At 38.8% G+C, this 23,779-nt stretch carries 22 protein-coding genes; 6 read left to right on the top strand and 16 right to left on the bottom strand.

Translation table 11 applies throughout. The annotated features are described in order from the left end of the window. Positions 1-239: 239 nt before the first annotated feature. From ACQKL0_RS09115 to ACQKL0_RS09095, 5 genes are all read right to left on the bottom strand, one after another. Positions 240-650 (bottom strand): hypothetical protein, encoded by a 411-nt coding sequence (locus ACQKL0_RS09115; RefSeq protein ID WP_402869851.1) that lies wholly within the window; start codon positions 648-650, stop codon positions 240-242. A gap of 240 nt (positions 651-890) precedes the next feature. Next, positions 891-2,084, bottom strand: a complete 1,194-nt coding sequence (locus ACQKL0_RS09110) for an ABC transporter permease (protein WP_427687081.1) — start codon at positions 2,082-2,084, stop codon at positions 891-893. Continuing rightward, the gene (locus tag ACQKL0_RS09105; RefSeq protein WP_427687079.1) at positions 2,084-2,773 is read right to left on the bottom strand and encodes an ABC transporter ATP-binding protein; all 690 of its coding nucleotides are present in this window, start codon (positions 2,771-2,773) and stop codon (positions 2,084-2,086) included. Before ACQKL0_RS09105 ends, ACQKL0_RS09110 begins: the two co-directional genes overlap by 1 nt. Then, on the bottom strand, positions 2,770-3,891 hold the full coding sequence (locus tag ACQKL0_RS09100; protein WP_427687077.1) for an efflux RND transporter periplasmic adaptor subunit: 1,122 nt from the start codon (positions 3,889-3,891) through the stop codon (positions 2,770-2,772). Before ACQKL0_RS09100 ends, ACQKL0_RS09105 begins: the two co-directional genes overlap by 4 nt. After that, positions 3,891-4,565 (bottom strand): Yip1 family protein, encoded by a 675-nt coding sequence (locus ACQKL0_RS09095; protein ID WP_402988510.1) that lies wholly within the window; start codon positions 4,563-4,565, stop codon positions 3,891-3,893. Before ACQKL0_RS09095 ends, ACQKL0_RS09100 begins: the two co-directional genes overlap by 1 nt. Positions 4,566-4,904: 339 nt before the next feature. On the opposite strand from ACQKL0_RS09095, the gene ACQKL0_RS09090 reads away from it, so the two are divergent. From ACQKL0_RS09090 to ACQKL0_RS09080, 3 genes are all read left to right on the top strand, one after another. Continuing rightward, positions 4,905-5,372 carry a nucleoside deaminase gene (locus tag ACQKL0_RS09090; RefSeq protein WP_402958745.1) on the top strand — a complete coding sequence of 156 codons (468 nt, stop codon included), beginning with the start codon at positions 4,905-4,907 and terminating at the stop codon, positions 5,370-5,372. 35 nt (positions 5,373-5,407) lie between these two features. Next, positions 5,408-7,171 (top strand): adenine deaminase, encoded by a 1,764-nt coding sequence (ade, locus tag ACQKL0_RS09085; protein ID WP_427687075.1) that lies wholly within the window; start codon positions 5,408-5,410, stop codon positions 7,169-7,171. Between the two features lie 136 nt (positions 7,172-7,307). After that, entirely contained in the window at positions 7,308-8,369 is a 1,062-nt protein-coding gene (locus ACQKL0_RS09080) for a lactonase family protein (RefSeq protein ID WP_402869853.1), read from the top strand. Positions 8,370-8,528: 159 nt separating this feature from the next. On the opposite strand, the gene ACQKL0_RS09075 is transcribed toward ACQKL0_RS09080, so the two are convergent. The 3 genes from ACQKL0_RS09075 to ACQKL0_RS09065 all read right to left on the bottom strand — a co-directional run bounded on the left by ACQKL0_RS09075 (position 8,529) and on the right by ACQKL0_RS09065 (position 11,688). Next, a complete protein-coding gene (locus ACQKL0_RS09075; RefSeq protein ID WP_402958741.1) occupies positions 8,529-9,326 on the bottom strand; it encodes an endonuclease I family protein in 798 nt (265 codons plus the stop codon). A gap of 92 nt (positions 9,327-9,418) precedes the next feature. Beyond that, entirely contained in the window at positions 9,419-10,033 is a 615-nt protein-coding gene (locus ACQKL0_RS09070; RefSeq protein WP_402868655.1) for an NUDIX hydrolase, read from the bottom strand. 314 nt (positions 10,034-10,347) lie between these two features. Then, positions 10,348-11,688 carry an aspartate aminotransferase family protein gene (locus ACQKL0_RS09065; RefSeq protein ID WP_407406770.1) on the bottom strand — a complete coding sequence of 447 codons (1,341 nt, stop codon included), beginning with the start codon at positions 11,686-11,688 and terminating at the stop codon, positions 10,348-10,350. A gap of 393 nt (positions 11,689-12,081) precedes the next feature. On the opposite strand from ACQKL0_RS09065, the gene ACQKL0_RS09060 reads away from it, so the two are divergent. Continuing rightward, on the top strand, positions 12,082-13,047 hold the full coding sequence (locus ACQKL0_RS09060; protein WP_402868659.1) for a D-2-hydroxyacid dehydrogenase: 966 nt from the start codon (positions 12,082-12,084) through the stop codon (positions 13,045-13,047). Positions 13,048-13,227: 180 nt separating this feature from the next. After that, positions 13,228-13,428, top strand: a complete 201-nt coding sequence (locus ACQKL0_RS09055; RefSeq protein WP_071349777.1) for a cold-shock protein — start codon at positions 13,228-13,230, stop codon at positions 13,426-13,428. Between the two features lie 218 nt (positions 13,429-13,646). Here ACQKL0_RS09055 and ACQKL0_RS09050 read toward each other — a convergent pair whose 3' ends face one another. The 8 genes from ACQKL0_RS09050 to ACQKL0_RS09015 form a co-directional block, all read right to left on the bottom strand. Further along, entirely contained in the window at positions 13,647-14,477 is an 831-nt protein-coding gene (locus tag ACQKL0_RS09050) for an enoyl-CoA hydratase-related protein (protein WP_402868662.1), read from the bottom strand. 199 nt (positions 14,478-14,676) lie between these two features. Further along, complete coding sequence (locus ACQKL0_RS09045) at positions 14,677-15,669, bottom strand: ABC transporter ATP-binding protein (protein ID WP_407406765.1); 993 nt, start codon at positions 15,667-15,669, stop codon at positions 14,677-14,679. Positions 15,670-15,681: 12 nt separating this feature from the next. Further along, positions 15,682-16,692 (bottom strand): ABC transporter ATP-binding protein, encoded by a 1,011-nt coding sequence (locus tag ACQKL0_RS09040; RefSeq protein ID WP_402868665.1) that lies wholly within the window; start codon positions 16,690-16,692, stop codon positions 15,682-15,684. A gap of 48 nt (positions 16,693-16,740) precedes the next feature. Then, complete coding sequence (locus ACQKL0_RS09035) at positions 16,741-17,670, bottom strand: ABC transporter permease (RefSeq protein ID WP_402868667.1); 930 nt, start codon at positions 17,668-17,670, stop codon at positions 16,741-16,743. After that, on the bottom strand, positions 17,670-18,599 hold the full coding sequence (locus ACQKL0_RS09030; RefSeq protein WP_402869855.1) for an ABC transporter permease: 930 nt from the start codon (positions 18,597-18,599) through the stop codon (positions 17,670-17,672). The genes ACQKL0_RS09035 and ACQKL0_RS09030 overlap by 1 nt, the downstream gene beginning before the upstream one ends. 119 nt (positions 18,600-18,718) lie before the next feature. After that, the gene (locus ACQKL0_RS09025; protein ID WP_407406763.1) at positions 18,719-20,353 is read right to left on the bottom strand and encodes a peptide ABC transporter substrate-binding protein; all 1,635 of its coding nucleotides are present in this window, start codon (positions 20,351-20,353) and stop codon (positions 18,719-18,721) included. Between the two features lie 529 nt (positions 20,354-20,882). Then, a complete protein-coding gene (locus ACQKL0_RS09020) occupies positions 20,883-21,464 on the bottom strand; it encodes a GNAT family N-acetyltransferase (protein WP_427687071.1) in 582 nt (193 codons plus the stop codon). A gap of 63 nt (positions 21,465-21,527) precedes the next feature. Further along, positions 21,528-22,763, bottom strand: coding sequence for an NAD(P)/FAD-dependent oxidoreductase (locus tag ACQKL0_RS09015; protein WP_402988493.1), 1,236 nt, complete (start codon positions 22,761-22,763; stop codon positions 21,528-21,530). A gap of 344 nt (positions 22,764-23,107) precedes the next feature. Here ACQKL0_RS09015 and ACQKL0_RS09010 point away from each other — a divergent pair, with 344 nt between their 5' ends. Beyond that, complete coding sequence (locus ACQKL0_RS09010) at positions 23,108-23,734, top strand: CAP domain-containing protein (protein ID WP_427687069.1); 627 nt, start codon at positions 23,108-23,110, stop codon at positions 23,732-23,734. The last annotated feature ends 45 nt before the right edge of the window (positions 23,735-23,779 follow it).

Raw genomic sequence — 23,779 nt, 5'->3', positions numbered from 1 at the left:
CAATTCTTCATATAATTTCCATAAAAACTTATATTTGTTATTTTTTCTACCTTATTCATTTTTAATAAAGTCGAATTTTATCATATTTCGTACAGAACAACACGTTTTTAGACTAAATGAAGGAGTGCTGCTCTAAATAGATCTTTTTCTAGTAAAGTAATGGAAAAAGAAGAGGCAGAAATAATAAATCGTTTCTGCCTCTCCTTTTTATACCCCTTCAGATTCCTTGTTCTCACCATTTATTCCTTTATAATAGAATCCTCAAATGGTGCTGAAAATAAACCCTTTGGACCTAGCATATCTGTTTCAGACTCTCGCTCATCACCTTTGACTTCATAAGAACCCGCAGGAAAGAAATCAAATAATTCACTATCCTTATGTAATTCCAGAAAGTACTCAGAAAGCTCATCCATAAGTTGCTGATATTCTTCGTGTTCGATGATTTCACCGGACTCATCAATTCGAAAATTCATATTAATCGCATCCTGTAGCCGTGCATGGTTCGAAGCTGCAATATATAAATCTACGTCTCCACATTCCATACATAACAATTCTCCTTCTTCCCTTGCCTCTTCATAAGAATTTCGAACCATTTGCTTAAGAATACTATCTATTTCATTAAGGTTATCTAGTTGTCGTATAGTCTTCATCACACAATCGCCCCCAAAATCTTAAAAATATTTTTTCGATTTATTACGTTTTATCTACTGCAAAGAAAATAGAACTAAAAACTATGTTACTACCTTCAATTACAAACGTTTTGTTGTTTTTTCAATTCATGTGCAACACGGAGGTTAGCCTACCGGTATAATTGTATACCATAATAATAGCATGATAGGAGAAAAGAAGAAAAAAAACCTGTACTCAAGTACGTACAAGTTTCGAGATGCTTATTCATATCGCAAGGATTCAATCGGATTCATTTTGGAAGCCTTATTCGCCGGTAAAATTCCGAAAACAATGCCTATTGTCATGGAAAAGGCTACACCGCCAAGGACAACCTGCCAAGAAATAAGAGAGGGAAGCCCCGCAAAAAGAGAAATTAGTGTGACAACGATCCACCCTAAAACGATGCCCAACAATCCACCAATCAGTGTTAAGATGATCGATTCAATTAAAAATTGAGTTAGTATCTGTCTCCTTGTGGCTCCTAGCGCCAAACGAATGCCAATCTCTTTAGTCCGTTCCGTAACGGATACAAGCATGATATTCATTACACCAATCCCCCCCACGACAAGCGAAATGCCTGCAACAGAACCGATTATCAAAGTCATGATCCTGGTAATTTGACCAATTGCCGAAGCGATTTCTTCCATATTTATAACTTGATATGATTCCCCTGCATTGTGAATAGAATTAAGTTTGGCAGAGGCTTTTTTACCGATAGTGTTCAATTGATCAGTATTTTCTGCCTGCAACAGAATAGAGGTCACATCATTTTTACTGAAGACCGTTTTCCATGCATTAGATGGCATATACAATTGCACTGTATCAAAAGCAAGGAGCCCTGTTGATTTTTCCATTACTCCAATAATTTCAACGGGTTGCGTTCCAATCCGAATGACTTGTCCAATTGGTGATTTTCCATCAAATAAATCCTCTTGCATCGTATGGCTTGCAATGGCAACTCGCGCTCCACCCAAAAAGTCAGCAGAAGTGAAATTTCTTCCACTGGCCACATTAAGTCTATTTAAATCCAGAAAGGCATCATTTATGCCTACCACAGAACTATCGATGGATTCTTGTTTGTGGCTAACTTTTGTAAACTCTGAACTTGAAGCAGCCACCCGTTTAACACCGTTAAGATTTTCAAGTATTCGGATATCTTCCTGATTAAAAGCAGCTTCATAGATAATATTCGGATTCGACTGCATTTCTTCCTCTGAGGGCTGATAAAATAATTCAACCGTATTACCCGGACCTACAATTTCCGATTTCAGCATCGCTTCCCCACCTTGCCCTATTGCAACTACGATAATGACAGCGGCTACTCCAATTATGATGCCCAACATCGTTAACATAGAACGCAATTTATGAGCTTTTAGAGAACTCAAAGCCATCGTGACATTTTCGAATACACTCATTAATCCTCCCCTCTTTCTATGAGGGTAGCAGGAAGAATTTCACCGTCGCGTACAAATATGGTCCTAGAAGAGTATTCGGCAATTTCGGCTTCATGTGTTACCACAACAATTGTGACTCCCTCTTCATTCAACTTCCTGAATTGTTCCATTATTGCCACACTCGTGATTGAATCTAGTGCACCAGTTGGTTCATCCGCTAAAATTAATTGGGGTTGTGTGACAATAGAGCGTGCAATAGCAACACGCTGTTTTTGCCCTCCAGAAAGAGCATTCGGTAGATGACTCATTCGGTCTTCAAGTCCCACCTTCTTTAATGCTTCTTCTGAACGGAATTGACGTTCTTTTTTTGAAACGCCGGCATAAATCATCGGTAACTCAACATTTTTCCAAGCTACTAGTCTTGGTAATAATTGAAATTGTTGAAAAACGAATCCTATGGATGTATTTCGAACCCTAGCCAATTCGTCTTCTGAATAACCAGAGATATTTTGGCCCGAAAGCCAATACTCTCCAGTTGTTGCTTGATCTAAACATCCGATTATATTCATCAATGTGGACTTTCCCGAGCCTGAAGGTCCCATAATCGCAACGAACTCTCCATTTTCAATGGAGACATTCACGTTTTTCAACACATGTACATCCTCTTTACCTAATTGATACGTTTTTGTTATTCCTTTTAACTCGATCATTCAACCGTCACTTCCATTCCTTCTTCAATCTTGTCTGAAGGATCGATAACAACTCGGTCGTTTTTGTTTATGCCTTTGATTACTTCGATTTTTTCACTGGAAATGATACCAGGCTTTATTTCTTTCTTTTTTACGGATTTCCCGTCCACCATATAGACGAACATCCGTTCACCCTCATCGATAATCGCATCCATTGGAAGCACAAGTGCCTTCTTTTTATCTGTTTCAATTTCCATAAAAAGCTGAAAACCAGGCTTTAAAACATCCGTTTCACTTATTAGTTTAGCCGTTACTGGATATTGGACAGCCTGGGAATTCCCTTGACTGAGATCTGTTTTCTGAGGAAGGGAATGTATATTCACAATTTCCCCTTTCCACTTCTCATCCTCAACGGCATCAGAACTAAAACTCACACTTTGCCCTTTCTTTATTTTCAATGTGTCGTATTCAGAAAGAACTCCTGAAACTAGCAAGTTACCAAGATTGCCGATTTGGATAAGAGGTTCAGCCGTACCTGTTACAGCTAAGGACTCTCCCTGTTTACTTACGGTGAGCACGACACCATCCACCTTACTCTCCACTTTCAGATCCTGTATCTGTTCATTCAACTGTTTTTCCTTCAAAAGCACCTGTTTCAACTCAATATCTGCTAATTTTGTATCCGTATCAATTTGATCGAATTCTGGATTTAATTGTTCTTCTGCTCTATCATCCCCAACTTGTTTACTTAGTTGTTTTTCCTTTTCTTCAAGTTGTTCCTTCTGCCTTTTTAACTGATTGATTTTCAAATAAGCAGATTCTTTTGATAGGTTGTTTTGTTCTAATTCAGATTCTAACTGAGGATTTTCATAAGTCAGCAGAAGATCACCTTTTTTCACTTTCTGACCTTCTTTGACTTCAACCTTTTTAAGTTCTCCCTTTTCTGTGGAGAAATAAACCGTCTGTTGATTTTCCATCGCTACACTACCTGGAATCATGATGGTGGAAGAAATATCCTCCATTTTGGGAACTATCACCGAGACCGATGGTCCTTTAGCCAAAACCTGCCGGTAAACGCTAACAGTGACCATTATTACAATAAGTAGACTGACTCCTATAATGATCCATTTCTTTTTCATTACATGCCACTAATTCCCGAGAATAAACTACCGATGAACGCCATACCTATTTGAAATAGGAAAAAAATAATAGCTATCGTCACAGCTACTCCCTTAGAGAGGTTCGCCACTTTATTTAGACCAATGGCCATCAAAACAGTGGCCCAGATGGTAAAGACCTCAAAGACTCCCAAAATCTTAGAATCCGAGTTCAGTAAACCTGCCAAACTCGTAACATACACTTCAGGATTTCCACCAATCAGCAAACGTATAAGTCCGTTTAAAAAAAGTCCTATAGCTGTGATTAAATAAATAAACGTCTTCATTGAAAATATTTGTTTAAAACTCACTTCTGAATTTGCGATTTTAGCCACTGCTAGCAAAACAGCACTGGAAATTAGAACCGATACCACTGGTGAAAGAACACCGGTAATAACCATGGTAACCAAAGTAACCATCTTAACAATTTCAACTTGCCCTGAAGGAACTTCTTCCCCAATTAATTCATTGATGTCTAATGATAGACTTAAAAAATATGTACCAATTAAAAAAAGTAAAGTGATCAATAGCATTGGAACCCAAATCTTTGGCTTGCTTTTGATTCTTTCGAATTGTTCCACAGGACTTGTAATCATTCCAAACAAAGAAGGACCCTTTATCTGCTCCTGATTTAAATCTCCCAACCTTTTTTCCATATAAAAACACCTCTTCCTTAAATTTACTTACATTTATTCTACGAACAAATTTTCATTAAGTTTCAAAAAAGTATAAATGTAAACGGGGATGGACAACTTTTAAAAAAACTAAAATGGAGAAGTTGATGAATTCACGATTTTACCGAGATGACTCGCAATACAAAATCCTTTTTACCTCCCTTATTATTTCTTCCATAATAAATTTCTCAAGAATGAATGATTTAAAAAATTATTTTCAAAAATGCGTTCAACGATTTCCTAAATATGTTATATTATATATAAATTTCATGTTATGTAATATAACACAGCTTTTAAATATAAGTCGGAGGGGTGTTTTAGATGAATATAAAATTCATGGAAATGGCAGTGCAACTGGCTACTGAAAATGTGAAGAAACAAAACGGTGGTCCTTTCGGAGCCGTGATCGTAAAAGATGGGGTCATTATAGGAAGAGGCTGTAATAATGTCACTACGGCGCTTGACCCCACTGCACATGCTGAAATCCAAGCTATTCGCGATGCTTGTAAAAACCTGAACAGCTTTCAGCTTACAGATTGTGAAATCTATACTAGTTGTGAGCCCTGCCCGATGTGTATTGGTGCTCTTTATTGGGCACGACCTAAAGCAATCTATTATTCTTGTACAAAACAAGATGCAGCTCAAATCGGGTTTGATGACGATTTTATTTATCAAGAGCTTGCGATCCCAATGGAAAACCGCTCCATCGCCATGCATCGTATAGATTTCACCGACCATGATTTACCATTCCGCACATGGGAATCTCAAGCAGTTAAAGTGGAATACTGACAATAAGCCTAAGTCCAGATGAGGAGGAGGTCTCTTTGAAATCACACTTAATGAAAAAGAGAATGGACGTTGCAGCAGGTAGAATACCTGCTGATTACGTCATTAAAAATGGGAAAATCATTGATGTATTCAATGGGGAAATTTATACTGGCGACGTTGCTATAGTAGATGGTTATATTGCAGGTATTGGGAATTACGAGGGAATCTCTGAAATAAATGCCGCAGGTAAATACGTATCACCTACATTTATCGACGGACATGTTCATATTGAATCATCCATGGTACGGCCTTCTGAACTGGCCAAAGTTCTACTTTTACATGGAGTAACTTGCGTCGTGGCGGACCCACACGAGATCGCCAATGTATCAGGAAGGAAAGGGATACAATATATGATTGAACAATCGGATCACCTCCCTTTCGACTTTTACTTTATGATGCCATCTTGTGTTCCGGCAACTGACTTCGAGGATGCGGGCGCTGTTTTAAAAAGTGAAGACTTATATTCTTTTTACAAAAATCCGCGGGTGCTTGGTTTAGCTGAAGTGATGAACTTCCCAGCCGTATCCAATGCAGATGAAGATATGATTCAAAAAATCATCGATGCATACAAGAATGAAAAAAAGATTGATGGTCACGCTGCCGGACTTACTGAACAGCAACTCAATGTATATATGGCTGCCGGTATCCAAACCGATCACGAATGCACCACCGCAAAGGAAGCAAGAGACCGACTACGGAAAGGAATGTATCTTATGATTCGGGAGGGAACTGTAGCAAAAGACTTACGAAATCTGCTCCCTGCCGTTACTGAACAAAATTCCCGCCGTTGTTTATTCGTCACCGATGATCGCCACCTAGATGATCTTGTAACTGAAGGTAGCATTGACCACAATGTCAGAATTGCCATAGAAGAAGAAATCCCCGCTCTGACCGCGATTCAGATGGCAACAATAAATGCCGCCGAATGCTTCGGGTTAAGAGAACATGGTGCCATTGCACCTGGATATAAAGCCGACTTTCTATTATTCGAAGATCTCCAATCCATCCAAATTCAATCCGTTTTTAAAGATGGCAAACTAGTTTCTAAAGATGGCCAGTTAGTGAACTTCCCTGAAGCCCCGAAAAACAAGTTGGAGGAAGAATTAACACAGACGGTACACCTTCAAGATTTGTCAGATATAGATTTTCATATAACGTTACACAATGCCCTTGCCAACCTTATTGAAATCATACCGAACAGTCTAGTTACTAAACATATAATCGAACCGGTCGCTCTCAATCAAAATGGCCTATTTCAATTTTCCCCCTCCATGGATCACGTAAAGCTTGCTGTTATAGAACGGCATCAAAAGACAAAAAAAATCGGCCTTGGAATCGTCAAGGGTCTTGGCCTACAATCAGGTGCAATCGCCACAACGGTTTCTCATGACTCGCACAACTTAATTATCGCTGGTACGAATGACCAGGATATGCTGGTAGCTGCTGAGGAAATAAAAAAAATGCAGGGAGGATTAGTCATTATCCAAGATGGTAAAACTCTTGCCTCCCTACCTCTTCCGATTGCTGGACTAATGAGTACAGGGACGTATGCGGAAGTTTTACACAACTTAAAGGAAATGAATCACGCGTTATTGAAGATTGGTGCCAACAGACACTTTAATCCATTCCTGACGCTTGCTTTTTTAGCGCTTCCCGTTATACCTGAAATTAAATTAACAACACAAGGCTTATTTTTAGTTTCATCATTTCAACATATATCAAACCAAGCCAGTACATCTAAAAAAATCGAAACCATATAAAATCTTCAGTAAACGAGTACCTTTTTCTGTTTCAGCAAAATTTTATTGTTAATTAAGATTCAACTCCATTAAATTCGGGGAAAGATATATGAGTTCATCGTATGTTAAAATAAACTCATTATCTTTCTAGGAGGGAATCAATATGGAAAATCCGAAACAAACCTTTACCGGATACATCGGTACTTATACGAAAGGAGACAGTAAAGGCATTTATCGTTTCACACTTGATAGTAACGAAGGGAAGATTACAACGCCCGTCCTTGCTGCTGAATTAAAGGATCCTACTTATGTAACGATTAGTGAAGACAAACAACATTTGTACGCCATCTTAAAAGAGGCCGGCAGCGGAGGTGTTGCTGCATACTCTATTGATGAAGGATCAGGTGATCTTACTTACTTAGGTAAGGAGCTAACTCCTAATGGATCCTATTGCCACATTAGTATCGATAGCAAAAAAAATGTTTTGGTCACAGCCAATTACGGAGATGGGATTATCGAAGCTTACAAACTTAACCCCGACGCAACACCTGCTTCAGTATCATCCACGATACGCCATACCGGAATGGGACCTAACAAAGAGCGTCAGGAAAAGGCACATGCACATTATGCAGGCTTTTCACCTGATGAAAAATACATTGCCGTAGTTGATCTTGGAATCGATCAAATAAACACATATGGAATACATAATGGAGTATTGGAAAAAGTTAATAGTTTGGCAGTCACCCCTGGAAGCGGGCCAAGACACCTAACCTTCCACCCTAATGGAAAAATCGCTTATGTTATGACAGAACTTGCACCTGAAGTCATTGTATTGGCGTACGATTCCCAAAATGGAAGTTTTTCAGAATTGCAAACCATCCGGACAGTCCCAGAAAATTTCCGTGAAAACAATCAAGGAAGTGCGATCCACATATCTGCGGATGGGGAGTTCGTTTATGCAGCAAATCGTGGGCATGATAGCATCGCTGTCTTCCAAACCGATAAAAAAACCGGAAAACTAACCTTGGTTGAATTAGTTTCAACAGAAGGACACTGGCCACGTGACTTCGCCCTTGATCCTAGTGGGAAGTTCCTTGTTGCCTCTAATGAGGAATCAGGGACCTTGACGTTGTTTTCTCGAAATGATATAAATGGTAAATTAACGTTACTTCAAAAAGATATCCAAGTGCCATTCCCAGTTTGCGTGAAGTTTCTTTAAACCCTTTTCATACCATATAAAAAATAAAAGGATTGAAGCAGTGGAAGCTGCTCAATCCTTTTTGAGTTCATTATCCTGTAGGCTTCTTTCAATATAACATTCAAGAGAGACCCTAACCTCATGTCCATACATATTTTAGTTCGCAAAACAAACGTCTTTTTAAGTCCACTCACCTGCCATTTCGGGGAAATCGATAAATGGGTTGCGATTCCCTTGTACTTCGAATATGGCCTGATTACGATGTTTTTCATATAAGTTAACCGGAAAACGATGATGCCAGTCCAATAATAGATTGATATCGATATTCTCTTGATCAATAATCCCTTCATATCGCAGTAAAAAATACAAAGTGGCCCTCGCTACGATTCCTTTTCCATATTCAGGCTCAAATTTTCCTTTTTCAGCTTTGCCACATCCGGCTTTTATCCCTCGTACTTGAGGTTCTGGGGAATAGTCCACAAAGTCATGATAAGGGGAATTCCCGCGGCTACTATTACAAGTTGGCTCACAGGCAAATAAATGATGTAAGTCCCCCCTCATTGGTTCTTTTTTACTAAACCATGATTGAGGAACGACATGTTCACAATTAAGAGACATACTATTAACCTCAAAGGATTGACTTCCTTTCGTTAACAGTTCAAGAACTCGAATATCTGCTTCTATGACTTCGACAGGATCCATACCTTTACCGGAATACAAGCTTTTCAGCTTTCCATCTTCCTGAAGATCAACCCATGGATATAAAAAACGATGGGGTGAGTAACTCGGCTGGTTTACATGAGAACTTCTTAACAAGGAGTTTAAGTGTTCCCTAGTCCAGGGACCGCCAAGATAATAAATTTCCCGACTTTTCAAATCTTTTATTTCATCATAGTACTCATGGCTCACTTTATATTTTTTAAGCTCTGCTATAGATTGTTCTCGTTCAATTTCCAATCGTCTCATCGTGTATCTCATCCCTCATCCCCCTCTTCATCAAAAACCGTTTTTTACCATATATATATAGTTTATTTGGATTTACTGACAAAGAAAAGGTGCTTTAGAAGGGTCTAACGTAGAATTTTAATAAAGTGGGTAAGTATGGTTGCCGTCATTCCCCAAATGACACGGCCTTCATATTGGTAGAAATATTCTTTCGTCTGTCTTGGTTGCCATTTATAATTCTCTCCACCAACAACTAAATCGTGTGGAAAGTTTTCTAATGGCTCGACTTTAAAATTCACATGATATATCTCTGGGGGCTTTTCCATGAAAAACGAAAGTGGAACAGTAAAGACCGTTTCGACTTCAGATGGGTTGGGTGCCAATGGTTGATCACCTCGGATAAATCCCACATATGGGTACACAATCATCCCAAAAGGGGATACAAGATAATCGATTGGAAATACATTATATATATCCTCTTTTGCCACACCTAGTTCTTCGTACGTTTCACGAAGGGCAGCCGTCTGCTCATCCATATCAAGATGATCAATTCTTCCACCAGGAAAACAAATATCCCCCGGTTGCCTTCTCAATTGATGTGAGCGCTCTTCAAACAGGACGTGTATGCCATCCTCCTTTTCGATAAGCGGTACTAAAACTGCATATTTTGCAAAGTCCCCACTGCCTAAAATAACAGGCGTATGTAAAGTTAATTTTTTCGTTATTTCTTCATTGTTCATGAACCACACCTCTTCTGAGAGTTAATCATTTTTCTAGTTCTTGTCTACATACTTTTATTATGTACCAAAAAGACCATTTTTTTAAACCAAAAAAGTTGATAGCCCCTTCCATTCAAATGAAGAGCTATCAAACTATCAATTTAATAAAGAAAAATGGCCTGTATCTCTTTACTTTACAAGAGAGCTAACTTAACGCTAAGCACCCTTAAACAAAATATTTTTTATAGTATATCATTTCCAATGGCTAATAAACAAAAAGAAAGAACAGAATGAGATATCTTCTGTTCCGCCTTAATACATTTCCGTTTCTATCTTTAAAACTCAGCTAAAGTTCGCTTTAAGGTTGTTACGATGAAAGAATAATCCTCTTCGGTGATACTTAACGGGGGTGCTAGTGTCAATACATTATTAAAACCTGCTACCGTATCGCCATTTTTTCCGATGATCAATCCATTTTCCTTGCAAGAAGCAATAATTTTATTAATTTTGGATAATTCAATCGGTTTTTTCGTTTGCTTATCTTCTACAAGTTCAATTCCGACTAACAAGCCTTTACCACGTACGTCACCAACATTAGGGTGGGATTTCATTTCATCTAAATCCTGCAAAAGGCGAAGGCCTAGTTCTTTCGAGCGTTCAATCAAATTTTCTTTTTCATAGATTTCCATATTTTTTAAGGCGAGTGCGCAAGAAGCAGGGTTACCACCGAATGTATTTACATGCCGAAAACGGTCATAATCTTCTGTACCTACATATGCCTCATATATTTCCCGTTTGACAGCCGTTGCGGATAAAGGAAGATAGGCACTTGTAATCCCTTTTGCCATTGTAATGATATCCGGCTGTACATCATAATTCATAAAACCGAACTTCTTACCCGTACGACCAAAACCACAAATCACCTCATCTGAAATCAGCAAAACGCCATTTTTATCGCAAATATCTTTAACCTTCTTCATATACCCCTCTGGAGGCATAAGAATACCTCCACCTGTAATAATTGGTTCCATAATAACTGCAGCAACAGTTTCACTCAATTCCCATGTGATGGCACGTTCAATTTCAGAGGCACTTTTCTCTCCACTTTCGTCCTCTGGATTTCGATATGAATCAGGAGGCGCCACATGAAGAAAACCTGGAGCAAGCGGTTCGTATTTATATTTTCTCTGTGCCTGACCTGTTGCTGCCAACGCCCCCATTGTATTCCCATGATAGGACCTGTAACGAGAAATGAATTTATAACGGCCATGTTCCCCTTTTTGCTGATGATACTGCCTTGCAATCTTAAATGCTGCTTCATTCGCTTCTGAACCACTGTTGGAAAAGAAAATTACATAATCACCGCCGAGCCAATCATTCAATTTTTCTGCCAGTTTAATAGCTGGAATATGACTATTCGTTAAAGGAGAATAGGGAAGTTCCTTTAACTGTTCATAAGCTGCTTCAGCAAGTTCTTCCCTTCCATATCCTACATTGACACACCATAAACCAGACATTCCATCCAGATAACGATTTCCATCAATATCAGTAATCCAAGCTCCTTTACCTTTTTCAACTACCATCGTTCCTGGATTTGGTCCAGCACCTTTCATATTATGCCAAATATACTTTTCGTCCATTTGTTGTAAATCCTTCAATTCTTTTTTAACTTGCATAATCCTCTGCACCCCTTTCTATTCTATAAAGAAAGGTCGAACCTGATATGTTTCGACCCCTATTTCGTATGAGTATTTAGCCATAAATCGCTTTTTTCTTTACGGTTGCTGGATCCCACTTTTTCATTCTTGACCTCTGATTCCATCCGAAAGATATTTCTTGTTTTCATTATATTTTTTAAACGGATTTTTTACATTAGACGTTTTGTATAGTAAACGATTGAATATTTAAACATTTTGTTCGCTGTGATAAACCATCATGGTGAATATCAAAGTTTTTATCTCCTCTTCAAATTTCCCTCACATATAAATAGCCTATAAAAGGCACTATCATTGTATTCCCAAAGAAGTTTACGTATAATTCAGAAAAGTGAATTAGATGGGGGGATTTAAATGAATAAGCGGAAAATCATTATAAGCCAGGACTTGAATGAACAGTTGTTGAATCAAATTAAAGAGTTGATTCCGGAGTGGAATATTATAATAGGGAGAAATCCAGCGATATGGAAGAATCATATTCATGAAGCTGAAATAATTGCAGGTTGGAAAGCAGAAATGAAGCAACCCATTATACAAGGGGAAGGAAAAAATTTAAAATGGGTACAAACATGGAGTGCAGGAGTAAATGCTTTGCCACTGGATATCCTTGAAAAAGATCATGTTCAGATTACGACAGCAAATGGAGTTCATGCCTACCCTATTTCTGAAACTATTTTCGGCTTACTCCTTGCTTTCACTAGAAAAATTGATACGTATGTTAAACAACAACAGAAAAAAAACTGGCATCACGCTCATATGAAACAGGAAATTCACAATAAGACTATCGGAATCATAGGGGTTGGGAAAATTGGTAAAGAAACGGCGAAGATTGCCAAAGCCTTCGGGATGACGGTCATCGGAGTTCGCCAGTCAGGTAGGCCAGAAGAATTCGTGGATGAAATGTTCAAACAGGACCAATTACAAGATGTTCTTCCTAAATGTGATTACGTAATCGTCACTTTACCTCTAACCTCTAAAACAAGGAATATGTTCGGCACAGATGAGTTCAACTCGATGAAGTCCTCTGCTTTCTTCATTAATGTTGGTCGTGGTCCAATCGTAATTGAAACCGAATTGATACAAGCCCTTGACGCTCATCAGATTGCCGGTGCGGGGCTTGATGTATTTGAAACTGAACCACTTCCAGAAACTAGCCGATTATGGGAGATGGATAATGTCATCATGACTCCACACACTTCAGGAAATACTGAATTTTACGATCAACGTCTAATTGAAGAAATCTTTATACCGAATTTAAAGAACTACCTTTCTGGTGAAAGCCCTGAAATCAATTTATTAAATTATAAAAAAGGTTATTGACGGGATTTACCATGTAAATAAAAGGATCAATACTATATCCATTGCAAAATCCGACAGTATCTGTTATTCTTAAAAAGAATTATTTTTGTTCTTGAAGATTGATAAGTGAAACACTTTCCTTCTGAAAATTGAGCAAGGGTAGTAACACAATGTGTGGATTCACACTAGGAGGCAACAAAAATGGAACAAGGTAAAGTAAAATGGTTTAACGCAGAAAAAGGATTCGGCTTCATCGAACGCGAAAACGGAGACGATGTATTCGTACATTTCTCAGCTATTCAAAGCGAAGGCTTCAAATCATTAGACGAAGGTCAATCAGTTACTTTTGAAGTTGAGCAAGGTCAACGTGGACCCCAAGCTACTAACGTTCAAAAAGCATAATAATATCCATCATATATAATGGACTCTACTCGTAGAGTCCATTTTTGTTGTTGTTTTTTATAGAAGTCAAAAAAACCCCATCAAATTGACGGGGTACACGAAACAAGTTTAGTAAATGGTAACCAAAGTATAACACACTAAGAACGGAAACCCTAATTATTCCGAAAAGTACAATAACAAGCCTGTTTACTTCATTATATTATCGAAATTGCTCCTATTCATTCGACACCCCATGGATAGAACGGTGGCATATCCGTACTGCTCTTCATCGTAAATTTTGCTTTCCGATTTTCCAGATAAGCTCCAATCCCTTCTTGTGCATCCGCTTGTTTCCCAGTCCAATGGAGCATCTTAGATTCAATTTTATGTGATTCATGGGGATGATTGGCCCCCAGCATCGTCCACATTAGCTGCCTAGATAATGTAACAGAAATAGAAGAGGTATTTACCGCTATCTCATTGGCAATTTTCATGGCTGTAGCCATCAACTGATCAGGCTCGACAACTTCGTTTACTAATCTTGCTTCATACGCTTCTCGTGCGGAAATCATTCTACCGGTAAACACCCATTCAGTTGCCTTACCCATGCCCACGAGTCTTGGCAGGAACCATCCACTGCACGCCTCCATCGTAATTCCCCGCTTTGCAAAATCAAAGCTCATTTCCGCATCAGATGAAGCAAGCCGGATATCCATTGGTAAAGTCATAGTGATTCCAATCCCGATAGCAGAACCATTGATTGCAGCAATAATTGGTTTTTTCATATCAAATATTCGTAATGACAAGACCCCACCAGCATCTCGATATTCCACTAAAGGAGTATGGTCCATAAATGTTTCTACGCCTTTTTCCAAATCCATACCAGAACAATACCCTTTTCCGGCACCGGTCATTATAATCGCCCGTACTTCATCATTTTCATCCGCTTTATCAAAGACTTGAATCAGCTCTTGACACATTTTTTCATTAAAAGCATTCATTCTTTCAGGGCGATTGAGTGTAATTATCATAACATGATCAACAATTTCAGCTTTTATTGTAGAATACATTTTTATTCCTCCTTATCTCACAGAGCATAAAGACACCGAATAATATTTTTACATATAATTACATTTTATATGTTTGATTTCCAAAATGATAGAATTAAGTATAAGAGTCCTTAATCTTTTCTGTTTATTTAGTTGAGATTCCTCCCTTGGATGTAAAAAAGACCAGTTGCAGAAAAGCCAACCGGTCTTACTATTTGATTCACCAGTATAAATGGCAAGCAACGAAGTGCCCTGGCTTTTGTTCTTTCCATTCTGGTATGGCACTGGAACACACTTCCATGGCTTTTGGGCAACGTGTACGGAATACACACCCGCTCGGCGGATTGATTGGACTAGGTACATCACCTTTCAAAACAATCCGTTCCCTTTTAACTGTAGGATCTGGAATGGGTACAGCAGATAGTAATGCTTGTGTATAAGGATGTAGCGGATCCTTAGTAAGAGAATCACTATCCGAAAGTTCCATCATCCTACCTAAGTACATAACTAAAATACGGTCTGAGATATACTTTACCATTGATAAATCGTGTGCGATGAATAAATAGGTCAACCCCATCTCCTTCTGCAATTCTTTGAGTAAATTTACTACTTGGGCTTGGATGGATACATCAAGAGCTGATATGGGTTCATCACACACAATGAATTTTGGATTTAGCGCTAACGCCCTTGCAATCCCGATTCGCTGACGTTGTCCGCCACTGAATTCATGTGGGAACCGACTGATATGTTCAGGATTTAGTCCAACCAGCTTTAGCAAGTCTTCTACTCTCTTCTTTTTTTCTTTACCTTTTAAAATCCCATGAATGGCAAGAGGTTCTCCTATTAGTTCCTCTACTTTCATACGAGGGTTTAGCGATGCATACGGATCTTGGAAAATCATTTGGATTTCTCGACGGACTTTCGACATTTCCCCCTGTTTATAATCAAAAATATTTTTCCCTTGAAAAAGGACTTCTCCATCTGTCGGCTCATATAGTCGTGTGATTGTACGTCCTGCCGTGGATTTACCACAGCCGCTCTCCCCAACAAGACCAACAGTCTCCCCCTCAAATATCGTAAGGTCCAGTCCATCAACAGCTTTCAACGAATCGGAACCGATAGGAAAATACTTCTTTAAATTTTTTATTTCAACAAGAGTAGACCTTTTGCTGAGATCTTTTTCTTTTAATGACTCATTTTTCAGTGAAACCATGACTCTCCTCCTTTATACCGTAGTCGTAGATTGATCCCTTGTTGCTTTTGCCATCGGATGATGAAGCCAGCATGCTGCCGTCTGTCCCACTTCCACCTCTTCAAGTTCCGGGTTATGGTCTTTGCATACTTTCATTGCATATTCACATCTTGGATAAAAGGGGCAGCCCTTTGGTGGATCTAATAAATCGGGAGGAGACCCAATGATTGGAATCAAAGGATCCGTTTTTTCCATATCTAGCCTTGGCACGGTTTTGAGAAGACCCTTTGTATAGGGATGCTGTGGATTTGCAAATATCGCTTCTACCGTTCCAGTCTCCACAACCGTGCCCGCATACATTACTATTACTCGGTCGCAGGTTTCTGCAACAACACCTAAATCATGTGTTATAAGGATAATAGAAGTATCCATCCTTCGCTGAATATCTTTCATAAGTTCTAAGATTTGTGCTTGAATCGTTACATCCAATGCAGTTGTTGGCTCGTCAGCAATTAATAATTGTGGATCACAGGCCAGGGCTATCGCGATCATTGCCCGCTGACGCATCCCCCCCGAAAACTCATGCGGATATTGTTGCATCCTTTTTTCCGGTTGTGGGATGCCCACCAACTTTAAAGTATCTAAGGCCCTTTCATACGCATCTTTACGAGAGATTTCTTTATGTTTTAAAATAGACTCCATGATTTGAGTGCCTATCTTGGTTGTCGGGTTAAGCGAAGTCATCGGATCTTGAAATATCATACTGATGTCATTGCCTCGAATTTTCTGCATTTCCTTTTCATTGGCTTTAACGAGATCTTTTCCATTAAATAGTATCGATCCTTTTTCATACTGTGCCGGTGGTGTTTCCAACAATTTCATTATGGACTTTGCCGTTACGCTTTTTCCGCACCCAGACTCTCCTACAATCCCAATGGCTTCCCCTTTTTCCACCTGGAAGTCCACACCTCGGACAGCCTGCACTTTACCCGCATACGTATGGAAGGTGATGTGCAGATCATTGACCTCTAACAATTTCCCCATTAACGTCCCTCCTATTCTAGTTTCAATATCTTTATGATTAGGACTTTATTATTTTCTAAGCTTTGGATCCAGTGCATCCTGAAGCCCATCACCCACTACATTGAAGGCAAACATCGTCACCGAAATAAGGATGGCTGGTATTAAAAGCTGATAGAAATTACCGACTAAAATACTTCCCAAAGCATCACTTGTAAGGGTACCCCAACTAGCTTGAGGAGCTGGCACACCTAGACCTAAAAAGCTCAACGTCGCCTCGGCAAAAATTGCAGTAGGAACGGTCAATGTTAAATTCACTAAAATAGGTCCCATTGTATTGGGAATCATATGTTTCCTTAATGTCCAATTCGTATTGGCACCAGAGATAGTGGCTGCATGGACATATTCATTTTCCTTTAGCTGTAATACCTGGCCCCGGACCAATCGAGCCATTGGGATCCAGCCTGTGATCGTCATTGCGATGATAATTGGTAATATACCAGGATCTAAAACTACCATCATTAAAATGACCATCAGTAAATATGGAATGGCATAGATGACTTCGGCAAACCGCATCATTAAATTATCCGTGCGCCCACCACGTATAGCTGAAATCCCACCATAAATGACACCGATTATAAAATCGATAAGAGCAGCCATCAATCCTATAAATAAGGATATCCTCGCCCCATACCAGGCTCTCGTAAATAGATCTCTTCCGGCTGTATCCGTACCGAACCAATGTTCAGCATTTGGTCTAAGATTCTTTTTTGCAAAATCTTGTTCGTAATATGAATATCCATTCATGTAGGGCCCGAAAATAGCCATAAACACTAATAGGACAATAAGAACAAAACCTGCCATGGCCAGCTTATTTTGCTTAAACCTTCGCCATACATCAGACCAAAATGATATGGTTGGCCTTGATATTTTTTCCGCTTCCTTAAAATTATCTTCTGCGGGCGAGAACATTTCTTCGGTTAAATGCACTTTTTCTGCCATTATTTACTCTCCCCCGTCACTTTAATTCTCGGGTCAATCAACGTATAGGCTACATCCACTATGAAAATCAATATGACAAGCACTGCACTATACACTATTGTGGAACCAAGAATAACCGGGTAATCCCGATTGAAGATTCCTTTTACAAACATCTCTCCCATCCCCGGAATTCCAAAAATGCGCTCAATAATGAAACTTCCCGTTACAATGTTGGCCGTCAGAATGCCAAGAATCGTAATGACAGGTAAGATGGCATTTCGAATCGCATGTTTGATAATAATGCTACTTCTTTTCAAGCCTTTGGCCTTAGCGGTCAATATGTAGTCCTGACCCATGACTTCCAGCATGCTCGTCCGCATTAACCTTGCAATAAAGGCCAGTGGCATCATGGACAGGGCGATAGAAGGTAAAATCGTATGTTTCCAAGTCGCCCATGTAGCAACTGGAAACACTTTGAATTCTATAGCGAGATAATTAATCAGCACTGTAGCTAAGATAAAGTTCGGCACTGATATACCAACAATCGCAATGATCATTGATAGATAATCAGGTATTTTATTTCGATATAAGGAAGCCACTACACCTAGAATCAGACCAAAGAAAACGGCAATGGCCAACGCTTGCGCACCTAAATGTAAAGATACTGGGAACCCGTTCACAATATAGTCATTCACGGAAATGGATGAAGATTTTAAGGAAGGACCAAAATCAAACCGAAGCACTTCCAATAAATAATTTCCATATTGGGCTAATAGTGGTTTGTCCAATCCATAATGGGCTTGTAGATTTTCATATACTGCAGGAGGCATTGTCCCTTCTTTAGCAAAAGGATTTCCTGGTATGGAATGCATAATGATAAAAGTGATTGTAATGACCGCCCATAAAGTTATAATTGCCCATTTTAATCGATTCATCGTATATCTCAACATGGTAATCACCTCAATTCTCGTTTTCATAGAAGTTTAAAGCAGAAATGAATTCATGAAATTTTCAACTGAAAAATGGGGTATGTCCGAATAAGGACATACCTCCCATCACTATCGTGCCTTTATTTTTTGTCTGCGTAAATAAAGTTCGGATATTCGTTGATTGGTGCATAAATTCCTGTAACATTCGATTTAACCATGTATGGTTTGGTATAGAAGTAAATCGGGATAATCGGCATTTCATCAATTAATACTTTTTCAGCCTTGTGTAGAATAGGCATGCGATCTTCCGGTTTCAATGCAGTTTTTGATTCCTTAAGATACTTGTCGTATTCCTTGTTAGACCAATCTGCATCATTATAAGCGCCATCAGTCTCCCAAAGCATGAATGTCATTGGATCGACATAATCACCAACCCAGCCAGCACGTGAAATTTGGAAATCTCCCGCTTTTTCACGGTCTAATTTAACCTGGAATTCAGCATTTTCCAATTTGACTTCAACACCTAAATTTTTACGCCACATTTCTTGAACAGCTTCGGCAATTTTCTTATGGGCATCTAATGTGTTAAATAAAATGGAGAAATCAGGCATTTTTTTCATACCCTCTTCTGCAAGGCCCTCTTTTAATAATTTTTTAGCTTCATCTACATTTTCTTCAAAAAGGTTGCCTGTATTTTCCTGGAAATCACCAGTGGCATCAGGAATACCAGGAGGAACGATACCATAGGCTGGCTGTTGGCCACCTTGAGTAACATTATCCGTGATCATTTTACGGTCAATGGCCATGGATAAAGCTTTTCTGACTTTAATATTATTGAATGGTTTCACTTTAGTATTTAAGTTGTAATAGTAAACGGCAAGTTCTGGACCATTTTGGAATTCTTTATCTCCAGAGTTAACCAGCTGGCCTTGTTTGTCCACTGGTAATGGATATGCCAGGTCAAGTTCACCATTCTCATACATTTGCCATGCTGTATTTTCGTCTTCAATTAGAGCGAAATTTACAGCATCCAATTTAACTTGATCTTTATCATAATAATTTTCGTTCTTCTCGATTTTAATGCTCTCTTTATGTTTCCATTCTGTTAATTTGAATGGTCCGTTCGAAACATGCGTCTCTCCCTCTTGAGCCCATTCAGGATTTTCTTCTTGGACTTTTTTATTGATTGGGAAAAATGCATAGAATGATGTTAAGTCCAAGAAATATGGAGTAGGCTCTTCTAATGTAACTTCTAATGTAAGATCATCCGTAGCCTTTACACCAACATCCTCTTCCTTGCCTTTTTTCGCGTTGTACGCTTCTCCCCCTTTAAGATAATAAAGTTGGTAAGCATAGTCAGCCGCAGTGTCAGGATTCAAAGCATATTTCCATGCATATTCAAAGTCATTGGCGGTAATGGGATCTCCATTCGACCACTTTAAACCATCTTTTAATTTAAATGTCAAAGTTTTACCATCTTCACTAGTCTCCCATGATTCTGCAACCGCTGGAACGATTTCGCCTTCCTCGGTCTTCTTAGTCAACCCCTCGAAGGTATGATTTAGAATCCAAGAATCATGAGTTCCTTGTGCTTTAGCAGGGTGTAGTGATCCAGGTTCGGATGAGTTATTCAGATTTAACACCTTTGGTTCAGTGGATTTATTAGTGCCTTCCTCTTTTTCTTTCGAAGTTTCCTTCGATCCTCCATTACACGCGGCCAGTACCAGTATCATGGCTAAAAACAATGATAGTACTGAAAATTTAGACTTTTTCAAATGTTTTCCCCCTCTGTACGATTTAATTGTGGAGTCACCCAAGCTCAGGCCCCTCCCATTTCTACTCTATCAACTGCCGGCTTATTTCATTCCGGAAATTTTCTGCGAGGATTAGTTAGAAGTTTAGCGTTCATCATTACACTTAGTCAGCAAACCGATTACACTCGTTTTGCCCTTTTCCTCGGAAAACCCAAAAAACAGCAGTTTAATAGCTTAAAACCACCTTCCTTTCAAACCTCGCAAAAGGATAATATTATTATATTCGACCATAATTTGCTAAACCCTTCAAAATATTACAAAATTAAATAATCTATTTTGTACCCCTTATACTACATTTTTAAATATATACGGCTTTAAAAGTGGACTAAGTTCCCGGATAATCTGGTTTCAAATGGCTGGATGGTTTATGATTCTAACAAAACGATGAATGGATGGAACTTTGGACGTTCATCTATAAATGTACATATCAGGCACAAAAAAAGCCCATGATTGGGCATTTTCTCTGATGCACTAAACAAAACTCTCTGTTTCAGTCCCTATAGAAAGCGGGGGACAATGAGCCAGAATTCAATGCACTATATTCACTATTCAATAACGAAAAGATCCGGACATCTTGAGATTCTTTATTAAAATATAGATAATTTCTAAGCGTTCCTTCTTCCTGAAATCCAACTTTTTTCAATAAGTTAGTCGAAGGCATGTTATGCGGAAAAGCCATCGCGGCAATGCGATGCAACTCAAGTTCATGAAAAGAGAATCTCAATACTTCTCTGACCGCTTCCCACGTATAGTACTTTCGCCGATAATCAGGGTGAACTTCGTAACCTATTTCTGCCCTTTTATTAGACTTATTCAAATGATTTAAACCTACCGTCCCAATAAACCTTCCTGTATCTTTTAAGACCATTCCCCATTGGATTCCTCTTTCATTAATGTATGAGCTTCTAAAAGAATGAATAATCCTCTGTGACTCTTCTAAGCGAAGCAATGTTTCAATGCCCCCATACCGGGTTACCTCTTCCCTTGAAAGGATATCAAACAGACTTTCTGCATGCTGCTTACCTATTTCTATCAAATACAGCCTATCCGTCTCTAATTCAGGAAACTTCATTCCTTTTACCCCCAGTAATCATCCTTTCCTCTATTATTCTATACTCTAGGGCGTGTTTCCTGTTTAACCGATAGTTCCTTTCATAAGAGACCTTTCCTTTAAGTATAGGTTTGAATCGGGATGGCAATTCTTTGTTATCAAATCTCTAATGATTTGTGAGAGAATGACACTATAAACTGTACCATTTCCACCATACCCCATTAAGAAATAGCAGTTAGGGTAATTCGGATAGATCCCAATGGTTGGTAAACCATCATGTGACTCACCAAAGAAAGCACCCCAATAATAATCTGCTTGGACCACGCCCTCCAATTCTGGGAATAAACAGACAAGTTGACTCAACAATTCATCCCGCTTATGTATGATTTTTGAATCTCTCTTCTCGGAATAGGTTGTTCTTTCGTCTAATCCACCTATGATAATCCGGTTATCAACCGTTTTCCTTGCATATAAATAAGGCCTTGCCGTTTCCCAAATCATCATTCCTTCATCCCATTTGGCAAGATTCGCAATCTGATTCGTTGCAATGGCATAGGAACTGAGAATCATAGCATTCGGATCATTCACTTCTTCTTGGGCTTCATAGCCTGTGGCAAAAATAACATGATGTGCACGGATAGAATGACCTGTATCGGTGATTAACTCCGTATGATCATCTTTTAAGATTTTTCCATTGATTTTCGTATTGGAAAATATACGCACACCTTGTTGATAAGCCTTTTTCAGTAATAAATGAGCATGCTTATAGGGATTTATTTCGGCGTCATTCCCTGTGACAAGCGCCCCTGCTTTAAAAAAGGAAAAATGTTTTCCTATTTCGTTTTCCGAATAATATTCTACTGGAAAGTTGCGGTTTTGAAGGTTCTGATACTCTTCTTTCAACATAGAAACATCCTCTGGATTAGAAGCATAATACAAACTCTTTCTAATCTTAAAGTCTGAGTCATCAGCTAAGCTTGGGACAACCTTTTTTTCAAGCGTACGTATGGCTTCCAAGCAGAGCTGGACATGTCGAGTACCAGCTTCTTCTCCAAAACTATGAATCAGAGAAGTTAAGGATTTATCATTTGAATATTGTAAAAGACCCGTGTTAGCCACCGTACTGCCTGTACTTAAGTCCCTCTTATCTACAAGAACCACATTAAGTCCCGTCTCAGCGAAAAAATAAGCACAATGTGCTCCGGACGAACCAGATCCCACTATGCAAACGTCACACATAATGTCTTCTTCCAATATTGGATATTTCATTTCTTCATGGTAAGTCTCATTCCAATATAACTTTCCGGATTTCAAATCCATCCTTACCTTCACCTTCCTATTAATGTACGATTTGTACTTGTTTTAGTTCTATATCTATACAATAGAGTCTTATAAACTAATCCTTCTTTACCCTTATCATGGTAAAATGCAAACAAAAAAATAATTCTTTCCGAACAAATATTGATGGATATCATACGGAGACAATGGACTAGCTATACCATTACGCCATCCAAATCAAGATAGTATGTACCTACTTTCTTTTTAGATAGAGCTAATTCTTTCATCCTGGTTTTCCCCTTTTCAAAAATTAACCAGTTTACGTTATCCTAATTTTATAGCATACTAGATTTTCATTACTGAATTTTGTAAAAGGAGGAAGTTCAATGAAGATAATAATTTTACCGTCTGTACTAACTTTATCGCTACTTTTCCCAACTGTGGCTTTAGGGTCCAATTCCTATACAGTGAATAATGGAGATACTTTAACGAAGATTGCTACTGAACATAGTATCAGCCTTTCCGATTTGCTTATGGCGAATCCTATTTTAGATGATCCTAATCAAATTAAAATTGGCCAGGCTATCTCCATACCCACCACCAAAAATGAAACAACCCACGAAAGTAACTCTTCAGTTGCACAACAAGTTCTTGACCTAGTAAATTCTGAACGTTCAAAAGCTGGACTGAAAGACTTGGAATTGGATCAAGAGCTCTCAAATGTTGCAAAAACAAAATCAGGGGATATGCGTGACAATCATTACTTCAGCCATACAAGTCCTACCTATGGTTCCCCTTTCGACATGATGAAGTCCTTTGGTATTGGTTATACATATGCAGGGGAAAATATTGCAGCTGGCCAAACAAGTGCATCTGCAGTGATGAAATCATGGATGAATAGTCCCGGACATAAAGCCAACATTTTGAATGGGAATTATACGCATATTGGAGTTGGATATGTTCAAGGCGGAACCTACAGCCGTTATTGGACGCAGCAATTCATCGGAAAATAAGAAAAAATGCAGCTTATTCGCTGCATTTTTTTCTTTACCCTTTGG

The organism is Peribacillus sp. NPDC097264 (assembly GCF_050277925.1).
In the GTDB taxonomy this organism is placed as follows: Bacteria; Bacillota; Bacilli; order Bacillales; family DSM-1321; genus Peribacillus.
This window is presented reverse-complemented; position numbering and strand designations above follow the sequence as displayed.

Coding starts and splice junctions, on each gene's coding strand:
- ACQKL0_RS09075 (WP_402958741.1), bottom strand. CDS start 9,326: ATGAGATACACGATGAGACGATTGGAAATTGAACGAGAACAATCTATA.
- ACQKL0_RS09050 (WP_402868662.1), bottom strand. CDS start 14,477: ATGTATTCTACAATAAAAGCTGAAATTGTTGATCATGTTATGATAATT.
- ACQKL0_RS09020 (WP_427687071.1), bottom strand. CDS start 21,464: ATGAAGTTTCCTGAATTAGAGACGGATAGGCTGTATTTGATAGAAATA.
- ACQKL0_RS09110 (WP_427687081.1), bottom strand. CDS start 2,084: ATGAGTGTATTCGAAAATGTCACGATGGCTTTGAGTTCTCTAAAAGCT.
- ACQKL0_RS09040 (WP_402868665.1), bottom strand. CDS start 16,692: ATGGGGAAATTGTTAGAGGTCAATGATCTGCACATCACCTTCCATACG.
- ACQKL0_RS09095 (WP_402988510.1), bottom strand. CDS start 4,565: ATGGAAAAAAGGTTGGGAGATTTAAATCAGGAGCAGATAAAGGGTCCT.
- ACQKL0_RS09090 (WP_402958745.1), top strand. CDS start 4,905: ATGAATATAAAATTCATGGAAATGGCAGTGCAACTGGCTACTGAAAAT.
- ACQKL0_RS09105 (WP_427687079.1), bottom strand. CDS start 2,773: ATGATCGAGTTAAAAGGAATAACAAAAACGTATCAATTAGGTAAAGAG.
- ACQKL0_RS09065 (WP_407406770.1), bottom strand. CDS start 11,688: ATGCAAGTTAAAAAAGAATTGAAGGATTTACAACAAATGGACGAAAAG.
- ACQKL0_RS09060 (WP_402868659.1), top strand. CDS start 12,082: ATGAATAAGCGGAAAATCATTATAAGCCAGGACTTGAATGAACAGTTG.
- ACQKL0_RS09100 (WP_427687077.1), bottom strand. CDS start 3,891: ATGAAAAAGAAATGGATCATTATAGGAGTCAGTCTACTTATTGTAATA.
- ACQKL0_RS09115 (WP_402869851.1), bottom strand. CDS start 650: ATGAAGACTATACGACAACTAGATAACCTTAATGAAATAGATAGTATT.
- ACQKL0_RS09045 (WP_407406765.1), bottom strand. CDS start 15,669: ATGGTTTCACTGAAAAATGAGTCATTAAAAGAAAAAGATCTCAGCAAA.
- ACQKL0_RS09015 (WP_402988493.1), bottom strand. CDS start 22,763: ATGGATTTGAAATCCGGAAAGTTATATTGGAATGAGACTTACCATGAA.
- ACQKL0_RS09030 (WP_402869855.1), bottom strand. CDS start 18,599: ATGTTGAGATATACGATGAATCGATTAAAATGGGCAATTATAACTTTA.
- ACQKL0_RS09035 (WP_402868667.1), bottom strand. CDS start 17,670: ATGGCAGAAAAAGTGCATTTAACCGAAGAAATGTTCTCGCCCGCAGAA.
- ACQKL0_RS09010 (WP_427687069.1), top strand. CDS start 23,108: ATGAAGATAATAATTTTACCGTCTGTACTAACTTTATCGCTACTTTTC.
- ACQKL0_RS09070 (WP_402868655.1), bottom strand. CDS start 10,033: ATGAACAATGAAGAAATAACGAAAAAATTAACTTTACATACGCCTGTT.
- ACQKL0_RS09055 (WP_071349777.1), top strand. CDS start 13,228: ATGGAACAAGGTAAAGTAAAATGGTTTAACGCAGAAAAAGGATTCGGC.